We start from the raw sequence: 19,505 nt of genomic DNA, 5'->3' as shown, positions 1-19,505 counted from the left end.
ATAATTATTTATAAATATGTCGTCACATTACGAAGCACCTATAAGAGAACCTTTAGTTACTGGGGAAAAGTCCTATCATGACATTAGTGTTGATGTTGGAGCGCCTGTTTTGGGAAAAGCCAATAAATCTTGGTGGATTGTATTCTCTATTGCACTAGTTGCCTTTTTATGGGGATTAGGATGTATTATTTACACCATATCTACAGGTATTGGAGTTTGGGGATTAAACAAAACCATTGGATGGGCTTGGGATATCACCAACTTTGTATGGTGGGTAGGTATTGGTCACGCCGGTACGCTTATTTCTGCAGTACTATTATTGTTCCGTCAAAAGTGGAGAATGGCAGTAAACCGTTCTGCTGAGGCCATGACTATTTTTGCGGTGGTTCAAGCCGGGTTATTCCCAATCATTCACATGGGGCGTCCATGGTTGGCGTATTGGGTATTGCCAATTCCAAACCAATTCGGATCGCTTTGGGTTAACTTTAACTCACCATTGCTTTGGGACGTGTTCGCAATCTCAACATATCTATCGGTATCATTGGTATTCTGGTGGACAGGATTATTGCCTGATTTCGCCATGATTCGTGATCGTGCCGTTAAACCGTTTCAAAAGAAAATATATACCTTATTAAGTTTTGGATGGTCTGGTCGAGCCAAAGATTGGCAACGATTTGAAGAAGTATCATTGGTTTTGGCAGGATTGGCAACACCATTAGTACTATCTGTACACACCATTGTATCGTTTGACTTCGCTACTTCGGTTGTTCCTGGATGGCATAGTACCATTTTCCCTCCTTACTTTGTGGCAGGAGCTATTTTCTCGGGATTTGCCATGGTACAAACATTATTGATCGTCATGCGTAAAGTATCTAATCTTGAAGATTATATTACATTGCTGCATATAGAGTACATGAATAAGGTTATCATATTAACCGGAGGTATAGTAAGTATCGCTTATATCACTGAATACTTTATAGGTTGGTATTCCGGTAGCTCTTATGAAAATTACACATACTTGTCTTATGGCGCTGCCACAGGACCATATTGGTGGGCATTTTGGGCCTTGATTACCTGTAACTTTATCGTGCCATTGACTTTATGGGTTAAGAAATGGAGACGTAATATTATGTGGACATTTGTTGTGGCCTTGGTTATTAACATTGGGATGTGGTTTGAACGTTTCAATATTATCGTGGTTGATTTAAGTAAAGGTAGAACACCATCAGGATGGACCATGTTCTCTCCAACATTTGTTGATATTGGAATATTTATGGGAACCATTGGATTTTTCTTTGTGTTGTTCCTACTGTATGCAAGAACCTTCCCTGTGATTGCTCAAGCTGAAGTTAAAACCATATTGAAATCTTCAGGAGAACGCTATAAGAGATTAAGAGAAGCAGGAAAAAGTTTAGAAGGAACTGCAACAGATAAAAGAACATCACAAAAAGATTCTTTTGATGCCATAGAGCACGAAAAGCATTCTGGTGAGATTATGCTGTTATTGGAAAATGTTGGTGAATTTGATCCAACAACACAGAAAAAGGATCACTTACAAGAAATTAATGGTATCGGTCCAAAAACAGAATTGCATTTAAATGATATAGGGATTTATTCTTATCAGCAAATAAGTAAAATGACCAAAAGAGAATATGACTTGTTTGATTCCATTTCGGGTTCGTTGCGTGGAAGAGCAGAACGTGATGATTGGGCAGGACAGGCTAAAAAATTAATAAACAAATAGTAGTATGGAAGAATCTTCAAAAGTTGTACACGCTATTTATACTGATGATGATACATTGATGTCAGCTGTTAAGAAAGTTAAAGCTGAAAAATATCATATTGAAGAGGTCTTTACACCTTTTCCTGTACATGGATTGGACAAAGCCATGGGGTTAGCTCCAACACGTATTGCCATTGCCTCTTTTCTATATGGATTAACAGGTCTTACCGTGGCTATCTTGATGATGAACTATATGATGATTGAGGATTGGCCACAAAATATAGGTGGAAAGCCAAGTTTTAGCTATTTTCACAACATGCCAGCTTTTATTCCTATTATGTTTGAATTGACGGTATTTTTCGCGGCCCATTTAATGGTTATCACATTTTATCTAAGAAGTAAAATATGGCCATTTAGAAAGCCACAAAATCCAGATCCAAGAACAACAGACGACCACTTCTTAATGGAAGTAGCTGTAGATGGAAATGAAAGCGAACTGTTAAAGTTGCTTAACGGGACAGGAGCCGTAGAAGTTAATTTAGTTGATAAAGCCCATTAATGAATACTATGAAAAGCTTAATTAAAATATTAGTATTGACAGTTATTTTAACGTCTTTTGCATCTTGCAAAAAAGACTCTGTGCCTAACTATCAGTACATGCCAAATATGTATGCCCCAGTTGGGTATGAAGCATATAGTGAATCAAAAGCATTTGCCAACGGTATTGAAGCGCAAGTGTCTCCAGAAGGGACCATAGCAAGGGGCCATAGCCTATTTGAATATGAAAACACTACTGAGGGATACAACTTAGCTAAAGAAACATTGAAAAGTCCACTGGATTCAACTCAAGTTGATTTGGAAAAAACTAAAGTACTTTTTGATATCTACTGTGCAATATGCCATGGTGTAAAAGGTGACGGACAAGGAAACTTGGTAAAGCGAGAAAAAATCTTAGGTGTTCCAAGATATGATGATCCTGCAAGAGCAATCACAGAAGGAAGTATTTATCATGTGATATACTACGGCAAAAATGCCATGGGATCTTACAAAAATCAGCTTAGTGAAAAAGAACGTTGGGAAGTTGTATCCTATGTGTTGGATTTAAAACAAAAGCTTGAAGGATCGGCTAAGTAGCCTTTTAATAATTGAAATTGATAACTAATAACGAAACATTGCATAAAACAACTCATTAAAAGAGGGTTTAAAAAGATGTTTCAAAAGAATAAAGAAATAACCTGCATTATATATTTTTAGTATGTACAAGCTATCTGGTAAATTAAAATTATTTTCTATCGTTCTTATGGTGTTAGGACTTGTAGGCTTAACTTATGGGTTTTTAAATACACCGAAAACGGTTGACGATGTAAAGGAAATTTTGGCGGCTCAAAATAGCCACCACGAGGGTGAATCAGCCTTATCTGAAAACGACGAGACGCATAAAGAAGCATTTGTAGATCAAGCCCGAGGCGAAGAAGGTTATGCAGCAGCAGCAATGGAACAGCATGAGGCACAAATGGACCAAGAACATCATGGTAACCATTTAGAACATGTTTTACATCAATTGCAAACCAAACCATGGTCTGCTACATTAGTTTCAGCGTTTTTCTTTTTTATGATAGCTTTAGGAGCCTTGGTATTTTATGCCATACAATATGCAGCACAAGCTGGTTGGTCTCCTGTACTGTTTAGGGTAATGGAAGGGATTACTTCCTATTTACTGCCAGGTTCAATTATAGTTGTCTTACTTGTTATCTTAGCAGGCACTCATTTTTATCCTTGGCAAAATCACGAGTTGGTTGCCGAAGATAAAATTTTACAAGGAAAATCAGGATTCCTTAATTTTCCGTTCTTTGTAATCAGGGCCATAGTATACTTGTTAGGATGGAACTTATACCGTTATTTCTCTAGAAAAAACTCTTTGAACGAGTCGGCTACAGATTTAAACCCATACCGCAAAAACTTCAAGATATCCGTATTTTTCTTAATATTTTTTATCATTACAGAATCGTTAATGTCTTGGGATTGGTTTATGTCCATGACACCACATTGGTATAGTACCTTATTTGCTTGGTATGTTTTTGCCAGTATGTTTGTGTCTGCCATAACAGTTATAGCATTAGTGACCATATACCTAAAAAGCAAAGGCCTTGTTAGTTTTATAAACGATAGCCATTTGCACGATTTGGGAAAATTCATGTTTGCCTTTAGTATTTTCTGGACGTATTTATGGTTTGACCAATTCATGCTTATTTGGTACGCTAACATGCCCGAGGAAGTGGTTTACTTTGTCATGCGTATACAAGAATATAACCTATTGTTCTTTGGAATGTTAGTGCTTAATTTTGTATTCCCAATATTGATACTCATGAACAGCGACTTTAAACGGGTGCCTTGGTTTATTGTTATTGCCGGAATAGCCATTTTAGTAGGACATTATATTGATATATACTTATTGGTAATGCCATCTACAGTTGGGGTTAATTACTCTTTTGGAATTACTGAAATAGCAAGTATAGCCTTTTTCTTAGGACTGTTTATTTATGTTGTAGGAACAGGTCTTTCAAAAGTAAACTTACGTCCTGAAGGAAACCCTTTTATTAAGGAAAGTGAACATTACCATTATTAATTAAGATTTAAATAAAGACGAACGATAACAATGACTGCTTTATTAACAATTATAGTTTTAGTATTTATTTTAGTTGCCATCTGGCAAATGGTTAAGATTTTTGATCTGGCCCAAGCTAAAGTAGAAAATGCACAAGTTGCCACCGATAAGGACAACAAAATAAATGGATATCTAATGATGGGCTTCTTATTGTTCATTTATGGTATTACAATAGTGTCATTCGTTAAATGGGGGGACTTGCCATTATTGTCCAATTCTGCATCAGAACATGGTCCTCAAATTGATAATTTAATGATTATCTCTTTGGTGCTTATTTTCATTGTACAAACAGTCACTCAATTTTTACTGTATTATTTTGCCTATAAATACAAAGGTGAAAAAGGTAAAAAAGCATTGTTTTTTGCTGATAACAATAAATTGGAAGCTATTTGGACAATTATACCTGTAATTGTATTAGCAGGACTCATTATTTATGGTTTAAATACTTGGATAAGTATTATGGGCGTCAATCAAGATGATGACCCTATGGTTATTGAGCTATATGCTCAGCAATTCAACTGGACAGCTCGATATGCCGGTGAAGATAATACCTTGGGAAAATCCAATGTGCGTTTAATTGATATTGATCGTGCAAACGTTCTGGGAATTGATGAAGCAGATCCTTATGGACAAGATGATGTCATTACCAAAGAATTGCATTTACCGGTAGGTAGACCAATACTATTTAAAATGCGTTCGCAAGATGTGTTGCACTCAGCTTACATGCCACATTTTAGGGCTCAAATGAACTGTGTTCCTGGTATGATTACCCAATTTGGTTTTACGCCAACAGTAACAACTGCTGAAATGCGCCAAAGACCAGAAATACAAGAAAAAGTTGCTCATATTAATGAAATTAGAGTTGAAAAAAGTAAAGAATTAGTAGCAAAAGGAGAACAACCTTTAGATCGCTATGAATTTAACTACTTACTATTATGTAATAAAATTTGTGGTAAATCACATTACAATATGCAAATGAAAATAGTAGTTGAAAGTCAAGAAGAATTTGATGCTTGGATGAAGGAACAAAAAGTTTTCAAAAACTCTCTAATTAATTAAATTTAAAAAGATAAATACGATATAAGATTATGTCAGCACACGAAGATACTCACGCTCACGAAGACCACGGACATCATCACAAAGAAACCTTTGTAACTAAATATATCTTTAGTCAGGATCATAAGATGATTGCTAAGCAGTACCTTATTACCGGTACTATCATGGGAGTTATAGGTGTATTTATGTCTATGATGTTCCGTATGCAATTAGCATGGCCAGAGCAACCTAATGTTCTGTTTGAAGCCGTATTGGGCAAATGGGCACCAGATGGTGTTATGAGTTCGGATATTTATTTAGCATTGGTAACCATACATGGAACCATAATGGTTTTCTTTGTGCTAACAGCCGGATTGAGTGGTACTTTTAGTAACTTATTAATACCGTTGCAAATTGGTGCACGTGATATGGCATCAGGATTTTTAAACATGATTTCCTATTGGTTGTTTTTCTTATCAAGTGTTGTCATGGTTATCTCATTGTTTGTTGAGGCCGGACCAGCCGCTGCTGGATGGACCATTTATCCTCCTTTAAGCGCCTTACCAATGGCTCAAGGTGGTTCAGGTTTAGGAATGACTTTGTGGTTAGTCTCTATGGCTATTTTCATTGCATCATCACTAATGGGATCGTTAAACTATATTGTTACGGTTTTAAACTTACGTACTAAAGGCATGTCTATGACAAGACTTCCATTAACTATCTGGACGTTCTTTATCACAGCAGTCATTGGAGTCATTTCATTCCCGGTTTTATTATCGGCGGCCCTATTATTGATCATGGATAGAAGTTTTGGAACCTCATTCTTCTTATCAGATATATTTATTCAAGGTGAAGTATTACATTATCATGGTGGTTCACCTGTATTGTTCGAGCATTTATTCTGGTTCTTAGGCCATCCAGAGGTTTACATTGTTATTTTGCCAGCAATGGGATTGGTGTCAGAGATTATGGCAACAAACTCTCGTAAACCAATTTTTGGCTATCGCGCCATGATAGCTTCCATTTTGGCCATTGCCTTTTTATCAACAATAGTTTGGGGTCACCACATGTTTGTGTCAGGTATGAATCCATTCCTAGGATCTGTATTTACATTCACAACCTTGTTGATTGCCATTCCTTCAGCTGTAAAAGCGTTTAACTGGATTACAACCTTATGGAAAGGAAATTTACAAATGAACCCGGCCATGTTGTTTGCTATTGGTTTTGTATCAACATTTATCACAGGTGGTTTAACAGGAATTATACTTGGTGATAGTGCTTTAGATATTAATGTACATGATACATACTTTGTAGTAGCTCACTTCCATTTAGTAATGGGTATATCGGCTCTTTACGGTATGTTTGCAGGAATTTATCATTGGTATCCTAAGATGTTTGGTCGCATGTTGAATAAGAACTTGGGTTATATTCATTTCTGGGTAACAGCAATATGTGCGTACGGTGTATTCTTTCCTATGCATTTTATTGGAATGGCAGGTTTACCAAGACGTTATTATACCAACACAAATTTTCCGCTATTTGACGATTTAGCTAATGTGAATGTTATAATTACCATATTTGCTTTGATTGGTGGAGCTGTTCAAATTATTTATTTATATAACTTTTTTAGCAGTATTTTCTTTGGGAAGAAAGCACCTCAAAATCCTTGGAAGTCAACAACACTGGAATGGACTGCACCTGTTAAACATATTCATGGCAACTGGCCAGGAGAAATTCCGCATGTATATCGTTGGTCTTATGACTATAGTAAGCCTGGACATGAAGATGACTTTGTACCTCAAAACATTCCTTTAAAAGAAGGAGAAGAAGAGCTTCAGCATTAAATAAAAATACACCTTATATAAAAAGAGCCCATTTAAAAAAATGGGCTCTTTTTTTATGCCTTGTAAGTATTTTCGAAAAAAATTTAAAAAAATCGATGAAATACAAAAAAAATCGTTAAATTGCGCTCTGTTAGAAAAAATGTCTGAAATTATAATGACTTGTAATTGTGATTTTTTGCATAAAAACTAACATAACTAATAAACCAAATCTATGAAAACAAAATCCCTTATTAGGTATGCATTAACTTGTGTTACTTATAGTTTTGTATTTATTTGGGCGGCATTTTCTGCAAATGCTCAATGCCCAACAATTAATGATCCTACCCCATCAATTTGTGATGCATCTGGTTACACGTTTGCTGATTTAAGTAATGATTATGCAACTGATACTGGTGGTGGTATTGTCTGGTATAATTCTTTAACCGGAGGTAGTGCAATGAGTCCTTCCCAATTAGTTTATGAGGGAACTTTTTATGCTGACGACAATGCCGGTTCTTGTGCAACAAGAGGTTCTATAGTGGTAGACTTTCAGGTTAACAAATCTGGTCAAAACTTAGACGCCATTTATTGCAGTAATGAGAATCCTACAGTTCAGACCTATATTAATGATGCTTTGTTTAGCAGCATTCCACCTGGAGGTTCAGTTGAAGTTTATAATGATTATAATTTAACAAGTTTGGCGAGTAATTCAGACCCTTTACCTTCTGGAGCCAACAACTATTTTATAGTTTTTGTTGATAATCTAGGATGTAAAAGTCAGATAGAGATTGGAACCACAGCTATTTTTAGCTCACCGGCCGACCCAACACCAACAAGTCCACAGCTATTCTGTTCTGATGCCAATGCAACTATAGGCGATTTAGACACAGGGACATCATCTTCTGTTAGCTGGTATCAAAATGTTGATGGTGGTGGAAATCCAATTCCTCCAGCATTGCCATTATCTACCCCATTAATTGATGGTAACACGTATTATGTTCAAATTGATGATGTGTTTTGTGATAGTCATGCAATTCCTGTTACAGTTATCATTGATGATCCTAATGATCCAGGAACTTCAGCAAGTTTAGATTATTGTTCAGATAGTGTACCTACAAGTGCCTTTGATTTGTTTAATGAATTAGGAGGAACACCAGATATAACAGGAACTTGGTCAGGTCCTTTAGCGACAACCAATGGATATCAGGGAACTGTTAATATTTCTACTTTAACTACTGCAGGTGTTTATACCTTTACATATACGGTTCCATCCAATGGAGCTTGTCCCGAAAGCAGTTCAAATGTGTCGATTACTATTTACCAAACATTTACTTCAGGGACACCATCGGCATCAAATCCTGCAACTTATTGTGAGTCAACTGCGCCAACTTCATTTGATTTATTTTCATTAATTGATAATGAAGATGCCAATGGACAATGGACCCAAGGGACACTAAGTACAGATCCTGTTGTTACATCACCTATTGATGTGTCCGCACTTGGCATTGGTACTTATAATTTCACCTATACTCAGAATTTATCACCAAATCCTTGTCCTGAAGAATCAACTACTGTTCAAGTAGTTGTTTTACCAGATCCTAATGCAGGAAATGCGGTCAACCAAGTTTTCTGTGAAAATGATTTATTAGACAATTCTCCATTTGATTTGTTTAATGCTTTGGATGGATCCCAAGATAATAACAGTGGAACCTGGACTGATGCAAGCAATACAACAATATCAAACTCTTTAGATATTTCAAGTTTTACCGTTGCTGGCAGCCCATATTCTTATAATTATACTATCGATAATGGATCTTGTTCAGATACTGAAACCATAACCATAACAGTAGAACCGTCTCCAGAATCTGGAACGCCTGTGAGCACTTTCCCAGAGTTTTGCGAAGGAAGTGCACCAACAAGCTATGATTTATTTGATTTATTGACTGGTGCAGACCAAACAGGAACTTGGTATGCAGGAACTGATACTTCTGGATCTACCGTTACAAATCCAATAGATTTATCTGGATTGATAGCAGGTACATATAATTTCACGTATGATGTGGATGCGATAGGAAGTTGTGATGATGTGTTGGTTACAGTAAGTGTTACCATAAATCCACTACCTAATACAGGTATTCCATCACCAGCTACATTTTGTGAAAATGATTTGGCGGCCAATTCGCCATTGGATCTCTTTGCCCAACTCTCAGGAGAGGATTCCGGAGGAACCTGGACAGATGATAATACAACTGGAGCTTTAACTGGAAGTGATGTAGATTTGACGGCTTTAACAATTGGCACCTATAACTTCACATACAGCATAACGGATGTAAATGGCTGTTCAAACAGTTCAACCGTTGTTGTTACAGTTGAGGACGCGCCAGATTCGGGTAATGCCCTTGCGCCATTTGAAGTTTGCGAAGAAAACGTAACAGCTAATTCCCCATTTGATTTATTTGCATTATTGGATGGAACACAAGACATGAACGGAACTTGGTATGCGGGCCCAGATACATCGGGAGCAACAGTAACCAATCCAATTGATATTTCAGGATTAACCAGCGGAACCTATAATTATACCTATTCAGTTCCAGATATTGGAAGTTGTTCAGATGTAGATGTAACCGTTCAAATTATAGTAAACCCTCAACCAAATACGGGTACCCCAACAACCGCAGTATTTTGTGAAAATGATTTGGTTGCCAATTCACCACTGGATTTGTTTGGACAACTTTCAGGTGAAGATTCTGGAGGAACTTGGACAGACGATGACAGTACCGGAGCACTTTCAGGAAGTGATGTAGATTTATCAACTTTAACAATTGGCTCGTACCATTTTACATATAGCATAACAGACGTGAATGGTTGTTCAAATAGTTCTACAGTAGTTGTTACCGTAGAAGATGCACCAGAATCGGGCACTGCAAATGCACCTATGGAATTTTGTATGGCTTCCATAACAACGGGACAAACAGTTGACTTGTTTGACTTGTTAACAGGAGAAGATCAAACGGGAACTTGGTCAGATGATGATTCAACAGGTGCATTAAATGGTAACTTGGTTACTATTGACGGCCTTACTTCTGGAACTTATAATTTTACGTATGATGTAGCAGCTATTGGTTCTTGTGATGATGTGTTGGTAACAGTCAGTATTGTTATCAATGATACACCAGCTCCAACAGCTTCAACTCCACAAGAGGTTTGTGATAGTGCTACTATTTCAGATCTTTCAGCAACCGGAACCTCAATACAATGGTATGATGAAGCTTCAGGAGGTTCTCCTTTGGCCGGAACAGCGAGTTTGGTTGATGGTGAAACCTATTACGCAACACAAACAGACGCAATCTCAGGGTGTGAATCTTCAACACGATTTGAAGTGATTGCCATCATCCATCAAACACCAAATGCGGGAAATCCGTTACCTATAAGTGTTTGTAGCTCTGATAGTGCAGTAGATTTAAATACAGGATTAGATGGCACTCAAGATACTGGTGGTGTTTGGCAAGATACAGATGCCACAGGTGCTTTAACAGGTAATATTTTTGATGCAACAGCAGTAACGCCAGGCACATATCAATTTACTTATTATGTAGCGGCTTCTGCTCCATGTTCTGATGATAGCACAATCATTACGGTCATAGTTGAAGCTCCGTTAAATGCAGGAACGGATGCCACGTTGGATGTGTGCAGTAATAATGGAACTACTGATTTATTTTCACTTCTAGGAAGTGCAGATTCAGGAGGTACTTGGTCACCAGCGATGGCTAGTGGTACTGGGGTTTTTGATCCGTTGGTTGATGCTTCAGGAACCTATACGTACACATTAACCAATGCATGTGGAACGTTTACAAGTAATGTTGATGTAACAGTTACACAAGCACCCAATGCAGGAAGTGATAATGCCGTTTCAATTTGCGTGATTGATGGAAACGTAGATTTAGCCACATTTTTAAGTGCAGATGCACAAAGTGGAGGCACTTGGTCTCCAGTATTGGCTAGTGGTACCAGCATGTTTGATCCAACAGTTGATACCAGTGGTATTTATACCTATACAGTTACAGCGGTATCGCCGTGTTCACCAGATTCCAGTGCTCAAATAACGGTAACGGTTAATGATAGTTCGGCACCAACCATTGTTGATGCTAGTCCTGAATTCTGTATGGTTGATAATCCAACGGTTGCCGATTTAGATGCAACAATAACAGCGTCAGGAACCGTAACGTGGTATACAGATTCTACCTTGGCAACCGCTTTAAGTTCAACAGACGCGTTAACCGATGGAGAAGATTATTTTGCAACACAAACAAACAGTTCCGGATGTGAGTCCTCTCAAAGTGTTCAAGTTGATGTTACCATTCATGATACACCAACACCAACATTAAGTAATTCCAATCTGGAATTATGTATCAATGACAGTCCTACCATAATGGATTTAACACTGAACATTTCAGAATATGATTCTAATCAAAACAATGTGGTTTGGTATGATTCTGCAACAAATGGTTCAACAGTATCAAGTGGTACAGCTCTAGTCAATGCCGCAACCTATTATGCAGCATTGTATGATGCAACCACTGGTTGTGAAAGTAGTATCCGTTTAGCGGTTACACCAGATTTGACATCATGTGGTAAAATAGCCTTGCCAGATGGATTCTCTCCAAATGGTGACGGTGTCAACGATACGTTTGATTATAACAACTTGGATATTCTGTATCCTAATTTTGAAATAGAAATATTTAACCGATACGGTACTGTGGTTTATAAAGGAACCGCTTCAAGTCCTCGTTTTGATGGAACCTCCAATCAATCGGGAAGCTTAGGCAATGGTAAATTGCCTGTAGGAGTTTATTTCTATATATTCAATTATAATGATGGACAAAACAAACCAAAACAAGGTCGCTTATACTTAAGCAGATAATTGATAGATAAATTAAAATTTAAGAACAATGAAAACTTTAAATATATATCATAAAATAGCTGCTTTGTTAAGTTTGACACTTGTGTCTCTACAAGGCTTTGCTCAACAAGACCCTCAATTTACACAGTATATGTACAATATGAGTGTCATTAACCCGGCCTACGCTACGGCAGACCAAGGGATATTAAACTTAGGAGGCCTTTACAGGTCGCAATGGGTTGGAGTAGAAGGCGCCCCAAAAACAGGAACCTTTTTTGCTCATACGCCTGTCAATGAAAAAATTGAATTAGGCATATCGTTTACCAATGATAACATTGGAGATATTGTTAAGGAAAACAATATGTACGCAGATTTTGCGTATGTATTGCCCGTTGGTTTGGAAAGTAAATTGTCATTGGGCTTAAAAGCAGGGTTTACGTTTTTTGATGCCAATTTTGATGGATTTAATTTGCAATCTGGAGATAGAAGTACAGATTTTGCCTTCAATGAAAATATCAGTAAAGCATTCCCTAATTTAGGAATAGGAGCTTTTTACTTCTCCGATCATTATTATGTAGGATTATCGGCCCCAAATATGTTGTCAACCAAACATCTTGAAGATGAAAACGGCATTAAAGCTACAGGGGTTCAAAACATACATTATTTCCTTACAGGAGGTTATGTTTTTGATATCAATGAAGATCTTAAACTCAAACCAGCTTTTATGGCTAAAGCCGTCAAAGGGGCACCGATGGCTTTGGATATTACGGCTAACGTGCTGATCCATGAAAAACTGGAAGCAGGTTTAGGATACAGATTGGGTGATGCCCTTAGCGCCTTGGTGAATTTTAGGGTAACGCCAGACTTAAGAATTGGTTATGCCTATGATTATACAACATCCAACTTATCAAGCTACAGTTCGGGATCACATGAAATATTCATTTTGTTTAATGTCGATTTATTTGGATTTAAAGGCGGCTATGACCGTTCACCAAGATTCTTCTAATTTTAAATGATTACAATTATGAAAACAAAAACATACATACTTGCAAGCCTTTTATTATTTGGAGGAATGGCATTGGCACAACAAGGAACCCTTAAAAGAGCTGATAAGCTTTTTGAGATGAGAGCGTACAATCAAGCGGCCGAAATTTATGAAACCAAAGAGCACACACAAGAAGTGCTTCAAAATTTGGCAGACAGTTATTATTACAATGCCAATCTTCAAAAGGCCATAAAAAACTATCGAGAGTTATTTATAACTTATGGAGATTCGCTTGATCTTGAATATTATTTTAGATATGCCCAAGCATTAAAAGGAGTTGAAAACTATAAAGATGCCGATAAATATTTAAGTATTTATTATAATAGAGACATAAACACACCTACCTTTATTGAAAAAAATAAAAATACAACGCCACACAATTTCAATTTGAAACAGGTAGAAACAGAAAATTCTTTTAGTGACTTTGGCTTGTCTTTCTACGGAGATGATAAAGTGGCATTTGCATCAACAAGAAATACGGAAAGACCAACCTATGCTTGGAATAATTTACCGTGTCTGGATTTGTATTCTGCAACAATGGCTAATGATGGCACGTTACAGGACATCACACCATTTTCGGATGCTATTAATACAGATGCCCATGAAAGTAATGCTGTATTCACAAAAGATGGTAAAACCATGTATTTTAACCGGACCAATACTATCCGAAAAAGAACCAATGATGATAAAATTGCCCAAATCAAGATTTACAAAGCAGAGCTGGTTGATGGCAATTGGACAAATGTTACAGCATTGCCGTTCACATCAAATTCATATAGTACAGAACATCCAGCTTTAAGCAAAGATGAGAAAACGCTTTATTTTGCCAGTGATATGCCGGGTACTTTAGGAAGTTTTGATATTTATAAAGTGGCCATTAATGATGATGGTACTTATGGTGAACCAGAAAATCTAGGTCCTGTAATAAACACCAAACATAGAGAACAATTCCCGTTTATAAGTGATTATAATGTGTTGTATTTTTCATCAAATGGTCATGAAGGCTTTGGTGGGTTGGACGTATTTAGAAGCAATATGGTTAACGGCAATTTTGACACACCGGTAAACCTTGGAAGCTCCATAAACAGCCCTTTGGATGATTTTGCCTTTGTGATCAGGGAAAAAGACGACAAAGGTTTTGTGTCATCAAACAGATCGGGTCATGATAGGCTACTTAGCTTTACCAGAGAAGAAAACATATTGACAAAATATCAAGTAGAAGGTATTGTTCAAGATAAAAACAGCAAAGAATTACTGGTTGGTTCACTAGTCACCTTGTTCAATGAAGCAGGCAATGTCATACAAGATACCATTGTTGGAGATTCAGCTCATTATTTATTTAAAATTGAGCCTAACAAAAAGTACAAAGTGAGAGGAACACGCAAGGCGTATATTCCACAAGATGTGGAATTTTCTACCGATAGCAATGGTAAAATACAGCATAATATTTATTTGTCTTTGGAATCTTTTGCTGATGCTGAAGAACGTGTGAAAGAGAATGAAAAAGGTGATGTACAGGTGGAATTGGATAAAATTTATTTTGATTTTGATAAATCCAATATCCGGGATGATGCCGCTAGAACGTTAGATGTTTTGGTTGATTTAATGAACAAATATCCGTCTATGGAAATTGAGGTGTCTGCCCATACTGATGCCCGCGGACCAGACCAATATAATTTAGAGCTTTCAAAACGAAGAGCCGCGGCAACCTTAGAGTATTTGGTTAGCCAAGGCATTGATAGAAAGCGTTTAAAAAGTATCGGTTATGGTGAAATGCAGCCACTTAACAATTGTGTTAAAGAAGGTATTTGTACCGATGAGGAATATGATATCAACAGACGCTGTGAGTTCACTATTTTAAATTAAAAACAAATCTTATTAATATTGAAAAGCCTTTCTGTTTTTAGAAAGGCTTTTTCTTTATATTTGTTTGTTATGAATGAAAACCTAGATCCATCCAACGAGCATTTTTCTCCAGAAGATATTGATGTGGAAAGAAAGTTAAGACCCTTGACTTTTGATGATTTTACTGGTCAAGATCAAGTGTTGGAAAACCTTCAAATTTTTGTTCAAGCTGCCAATTTACGGAAAGAAGCCCTTGACCACACCTTGTTTCATGGCCCTCCGGGACTGGGTAAAACCACCTTGGCACATATTCTGGCCAATGAACTGAATGTTGGCATTAAAGTTACCTCAGGTCCTGTATTGGACAAACCAGGCGATTTAGCTGGGTTACTCACAAATCTTGAAGAGCGTGATGTTTTGTTTATTGACGAAATCCATCGGTTAAGCCCCATTGTTGAGGAGTATTTGTATTCCGCTATGGAAGATTACAAGATTGATATCATGATAGAATCTGGGCCTAATGCGCGCTCTGTTCAAATCAATTTAAATCCCTTTACATTGATTGGTGCCACAACACGTTCGGGGTTATTAACATCGCCCATGCGTGCACGATTTGGTATTCAAAGCCGATTACAATATTACAGCACCGAATTGTTGACATCCATTTTACAGAGAAGCGCCTCTATTTTAGATGTTCCCATTACTATGGAAGCTGCTATTGAAATAGCTGGACGCAGTAGAGGGACACCAAGAATTGCCAACGCTCTGTTGCGACGTGTTCGTGATTTTGCCCAAATAAAAGGGGATGGAAAAATTGACATCAAAATAGCCAAGTTTGCCTTAAAGGCTCTCAATGTTGATGCCCATGGATTGGATGAAATGGACAACAAGATCCTATCGACCATCATAGACAAATTTAAAGGTGGCCCAGTGGGCATTACCACCATTGCCACGGCAGTGAGTGAAAGTTCAGAAACCATTGAAGAGGTGTATGAACCCTTTTTAATTCAGCAAGGATTTATTATGCGAACCCCTCGTGGTCGTGAAGTAACTGAGTTAGCTTATAAGCACTTGGGCAAGATAAAAGGGAATATTCAAGGGGGTTTGTTTTAAACTGTTGTCATTCTGAACTTGTTTCAGAATCTCATAAACATGGGAAATAAACAGAAACATACACAACTTATCAAAACCGAAGCCAAACGCCTCGGTTTTTTGTCATGTGGCATTAGTAAGGCGCAGTTTCTTGAGGAAGAAGCACCAAGACTTGAAAGTTGGCTCAATAAAAACAAGCATGGAGAGATGCGCTACATGGAAAACCATTTTGACAAACGCTTGGATCCCACAAAATTGGTCGAGGGCTCTAAAAGTGTGATCTCTTTATTACTTAATTATTATCCAAGCCAAGAGCAAACGCCTAATAGTTATAAACTATCCAAGTATGCATACGGAACCGATTATCATTATGTTATTAAGGATAAACTTAAAACGTTACTGAATTTCATAAATGAAGAAATAGGAGATGTTCACGGGCGAGCCTTTGTTGATTCGGCTCCCGTATTGGATAAGGCTTGGGCGGCAAAAAGTGGTTTGGGTTGGATTGGAAAGAACAGTAATTTATTAACGCAACAAGTCGGTTCGTTTTATTTTATTGCAGAACTCATCGTGGATTTGGAACTAGATTATGATTTACCAACCACCGACCATTGTGGAACCTGCACTGCCTGTATTGATGCATGTCCAACCCAAGCCATTGTGGAACCTTATGTGGTTGATGGCAGTAAATGTATTTCCTATTTAACCATTGAATTAAAAAACAATATTCCCTCAGAATTCAAAGGTAAAATGGATGATTGGATGTTTGGTTGCGATGTGTGCCAAGACGTGTGCCCATGGAACCGGTTTTCAAAATCACATAACGAACCATTGTTTAATCCACACCCAGAATTATTGTCCATAACCAAAAAAGATTGGGAAGAAATCACTGAGGATGTATTTAAAAAAGTGTTCAAAAATTCAGCTGTAAAACGCACTAAATTTTCTGGCTTAAAAAGAAACATCAATTTCCTAAAAGAATAGTGTATTCCGTAGCGAGATTCTTATCTTTGTTATTACGATTTTTTTAAATTAATACACAATGAGTAAGCAAAGCAAAAGGAGAGAGGCACTAATATATCATGCCAAGCCCACTCCAGGGAAGATTAAGGTTGTTCCAACAAAGAAATACGCAACACAAAGAGATTTATCATTAGCCTATTCCCCGGGTGTTGCCGAGCCTTGCTTAGAAATTGAAAAAGATATCAATAATGTTTATAAATACACCGCTAAAGGTAATTTAGTGGCTGTTATTTCAAATGGAACCGCCGTTTTAGGACTGGGGAATATTGGTCCAGAAGCCGGAAAACCAGTGATGGAAGGTAAAGGTTTGTTGTTCAAGATTTTTGCTGATATTGATGTATTTGATATTGAGGTTGGTACTGAGAATGTAGAGGAGTTTATTCAAACGGTTAAAAATATTTCTCCCACATTTGGAGGGATTAACTTAGAAGACATCAAAGCACCTGAAGCTTTTGAAATAGAAAAGCGGTTAAAAGAAGAACTGGACATACCCGTTATGCATGACGATCAACATGGAACGGCCATTATTTCGGCTGCTGCATTGCTCAATGCATTAGAGCTGGCAAAAAAGAAAATTGAAAAAGTAAAAATAGTGGTAAATGGGGCCGGAGCTGCGGCTATTTCATGTACACGTTTGTACCAAGCTTGTGGAGCCAAGCGGGAGAATGTTGTTATGCTGGATAGTAAAGGTGTTATAAGAAATGACCGCGAAAATCTATCTGATGAAAAAGCCGAATTCTCGACTGCTAGAAATATAAACACGCTGGAAGAGGCCATGAAAGGAGCTGATGTGTTCATCGGCTTGTCAAAAGCTGATGTTGTAACTCCAGAGATGTTGAAAGCCATGGCCAAAAACCCGATTGTGTTTGCTATGGCCAATCCAAATCCAGAAATTGATTATCATAAAGCCATTGCTACTCGTAAGGACATCATTATGGCAACAGGGCGCAGTGACCATCCTAATCAAGTTAATAATGTCTTGGGATTCCCCTATATATTCAGAGGCGCTTTAGATGTTAGAGCCACAAAAATCAACGAAGCCATGAAAATGGCCGCCGTTAGGGCTTTGGCTAAGTTAGCCAAAGAACCTGTTCCTGAGCAGGTTAATATTGCCTATGGTGAAACAAGGTTAACATTTGGTAGGGATTATATCATTCCAAAACCGTTTGACCCACGATTGATAGCTGAGGTGCCACCAGCCGTAGCTAAAGCAGCTATGGAAAGTGGTGTGGCTAAAGAACATATAACTGATTGGGAAAAATACAAAGATTCTCTACTTGAGCGCATGGGGTCTGACAATAAAATTGTGAGACTATTGATGAACAGGGCCAAAATGGATCCAAAACGCGTGGTATTTGCTGAAGGTGACCAATTATCGGTTCTTAAAGCGGCGCAAATAGTGCATGATGAAGGTATAGCCAAACCTATTTTGTTAGGCCGAAGAGAAACCATAAAAAGGTTGATGGCAGAAATTGAATTTGACTCTGCAGACGTTACCATTATCGATCCTAAATCTGAAAAAGAAGATGGACGAAAAAACAAATATGCTAAAGTATATTGGCAACAACGCAAACGTAGGGGCGTGACTTATTATGCAGCACAACGTTTGATGCGTGAGCGTAACTATTTTGCAGCTATGATGGTTAATGAAGGAGATGCCGATGCCTTAATATCTGGGTATTCCAGAAACTATCCGTCTGTGGTAAAACCTATGTTGGAATTAATTGGTTTGGCCAAAGGTGCTACCCGAGTGGCAACTACCAATATTATGATGACCAAACGGGGCCCCATGTTTTTAAGTGATACATCCATAAACATTGATCCTACAGCAAAAGATTTGGCAAAAATAGCTCAAATGACATCCAAAGTGATTAAAATGTTTGGTATGGAAGCCGTTATGGCCATGATTTCCTATTCTAACTTTGGATCATCAAATAACGAACGGGCATCCAAAGTGCGTGAAGCTGTTGCTTTTTTGCATAGACATTATCCAGATATGATTGTTGATGGTGAATTGCAAACGGATTTTGCCCTGAATGATGAAATGCTCCGGGAACGATTCCCATTTTCAAAATTGGTTGGCAGAAAAGTCAATGCGTTGATTTTCCCTAATCTCGACTCAGCTAATATTACCTATAAACTTTTAAAAGAGTTGAATGAAGCAGAATCAATTGGACCTATTATGATGGGTATGCGTAAACCTGTTCATATCCTGCAATTAGGAGCCAGTGTAGATGAAATTGTTAACATGACAGCTGTTGCTGTAGTTGATGCGCAGTACAAAGAAAAATGGGAACAAGAAAAGGGTGCTGCTAAGTAATACCGTTTGTCGATTATTTTATTATTTTTGAGGG

Annotated in this window: 12 protein-coding genes; all 12 read left to right on the top strand. The window is 37.6% G+C overall.

The window, feature by feature from the left end; translation table 11 throughout:
• Positions 1-16: 16 nt before the first annotated feature.
• Positions 17-1,744, top strand: coding sequence for an NrfD/PsrC family molybdoenzyme membrane anchor subunit (nrfD, locus tag IEW94_RS02035; protein ID WP_188649597.1), 1,728 nt, complete (start codon positions 17-19; stop codon positions 1,742-1,744).
• A gap of 4 nt (positions 1,745-1,748) precedes the next feature.
• Complete coding sequence (locus tag IEW94_RS02030; RefSeq protein ID WP_188649596.1) at positions 1,749-2,282, top strand: DUF3341 domain-containing protein; 534 nt, start codon at positions 1,749-1,751, stop codon at positions 2,280-2,282.
• Between the two features lie 8 nt (positions 2,283-2,290).
• Positions 2,291-2,857 (top strand): c-type cytochrome, encoded by a 567-nt coding sequence (locus IEW94_RS02025; RefSeq protein WP_188649595.1) that lies wholly within the window; start codon positions 2,291-2,293, stop codon positions 2,855-2,857.
• A gap of 121 nt (positions 2,858-2,978) precedes the next feature.
• On the top strand, positions 2,979-4,349 hold the full coding sequence (locus IEW94_RS02020; RefSeq protein WP_188649594.1) for a VIT1/CCC1 transporter family protein: 1,371 nt from the start codon (positions 2,979-2,981) through the stop codon (positions 4,347-4,349).
• 30 nt (positions 4,350-4,379) lie between these two features.
• On the top strand, positions 4,380-5,447 hold the full coding sequence (locus tag IEW94_RS02015; protein ID WP_188649593.1) for a cytochrome c oxidase subunit II: 1,068 nt from the start codon (positions 4,380-4,382) through the stop codon (positions 5,445-5,447).
• Positions 5,448-5,476: 29 nt separating this feature from the next.
• Positions 5,477-7,267: a cytochrome c oxidase subunit I gene (locus IEW94_RS02010; RefSeq protein WP_188649592.1), complete on the top strand. Its 1,791-nt coding sequence runs from the start codon at positions 5,477-5,479 to the stop codon at positions 7,265-7,267.
• A 211-nt stretch (positions 7,268-7,478) separates the two neighbouring features.
• On the top strand, positions 7,479-12,167 hold the full coding sequence (locus IEW94_RS02005; protein ID WP_188649591.1) for a gliding motility-associated C-terminal domain-containing protein: 4,689 nt from the start codon (positions 7,479-7,481) through the stop codon (positions 12,165-12,167).
• Between the two features lie 28 nt (positions 12,168-12,195).
• The gene (locus tag IEW94_RS02000; protein ID WP_188649590.1) at positions 12,196-13,152 is read left to right on the top strand and encodes a PorP/SprF family type IX secretion system membrane protein; all 957 of its coding nucleotides are present in this window, start codon (positions 12,196-12,198) and stop codon (positions 13,150-13,152) included.
• Between the two features lie 18 nt (positions 13,153-13,170).
• A complete protein-coding gene (locus tag IEW94_RS01995; RefSeq protein ID WP_188649589.1) occupies positions 13,171-15,057 on the top strand; it encodes an OmpA family protein in 1,887 nt (628 codons plus the stop codon).
• Between the two features lie 69 nt (positions 15,058-15,126).
• Positions 15,127-16,149 (top strand): Holliday junction branch migration DNA helicase RuvB, encoded by a 1,023-nt coding sequence (gene ruvB / locus IEW94_RS01990; RefSeq protein WP_188649588.1) that lies wholly within the window; start codon positions 15,127-15,129, stop codon positions 16,147-16,149.
• 39 nt (positions 16,150-16,188) lie between these two features.
• The gene (gene queG / locus IEW94_RS01985) at positions 16,189-17,112 is read left to right on the top strand and encodes a tRNA epoxyqueuosine(34) reductase QueG (protein ID WP_188649587.1); all 924 of its coding nucleotides are present in this window, start codon (positions 16,189-16,191) and stop codon (positions 17,110-17,112) included.
• Between the two features lie 58 nt (positions 17,113-17,170).
• Complete coding sequence (locus IEW94_RS01980) at positions 17,171-19,471, top strand: NADP-dependent malic enzyme (protein WP_188649586.1); 2,301 nt, start codon at positions 17,171-17,173, stop codon at positions 19,469-19,471.
• The last annotated feature ends 34 nt before the right edge of the window (positions 19,472-19,505 follow it).

The organism is Yeosuana aromativorans (assembly GCF_014646655.1).
Lineage (GTDB): Bacteria > Bacteroidota > Bacteroidia > Flavobacteriales > Flavobacteriaceae > Yeosuana > Yeosuana aromativorans.
Note: the sequence above shows the minus strand (reverse complement) of the source record. Positions and strands in the feature narration are given on the sequence as shown.

Coding starts and splice junctions, on each gene's coding strand:
- IEW94_RS02000 (WP_188649590.1), top strand. CDS start 12,196: ATGAAAACTTTAAATATATATCATAAAATAGCTGCTTTGTTAAGTTTG.
- IEW94_RS01980 (WP_188649586.1), top strand. CDS start 17,171: ATGAGTAAGCAAAGCAAAAGGAGAGAGGCACTAATATATCATGCCAAG.
- ruvB (WP_188649588.1), top strand. CDS start 15,127: ATGAATGAAAACCTAGATCCATCCAACGAGCATTTTTCTCCAGAAGAT.
- IEW94_RS02020 (WP_188649594.1), top strand. CDS start 2,979: ATGTACAAGCTATCTGGTAAATTAAAATTATTTTCTATCGTTCTTATG.
- IEW94_RS02025 (WP_188649595.1), top strand. CDS start 2,291: ATGAAAAGCTTAATTAAAATATTAGTATTGACAGTTATTTTAACGTCT.
- IEW94_RS02030 (WP_188649596.1), top strand. CDS start 1,749: ATGGAAGAATCTTCAAAAGTTGTACACGCTATTTATACTGATGATGAT.
- IEW94_RS02015 (WP_188649593.1), top strand. CDS start 4,380: ATGACTGCTTTATTAACAATTATAGTTTTAGTATTTATTTTAGTTGCC.
- nrfD (WP_188649597.1), top strand. CDS start 17: ATGTCGTCACATTACGAAGCACCTATAAGAGAACCTTTAGTTACTGGG.
- IEW94_RS02010 (WP_188649592.1), top strand. CDS start 5,477: ATGTCAGCACACGAAGATACTCACGCTCACGAAGACCACGGACATCAT.
- queG (WP_188649587.1), top strand. CDS start 16,189: ATGGGAAATAAACAGAAACATACACAACTTATCAAAACCGAAGCCAAA.
- IEW94_RS02005 (WP_188649591.1), top strand. CDS start 7,479: ATGAAAACAAAATCCCTTATTAGGTATGCATTAACTTGTGTTACTTAT.
- IEW94_RS01995 (WP_188649589.1), top strand. CDS start 13,171: ATGAAAACAAAAACATACATACTTGCAAGCCTTTTATTATTTGGAGGA.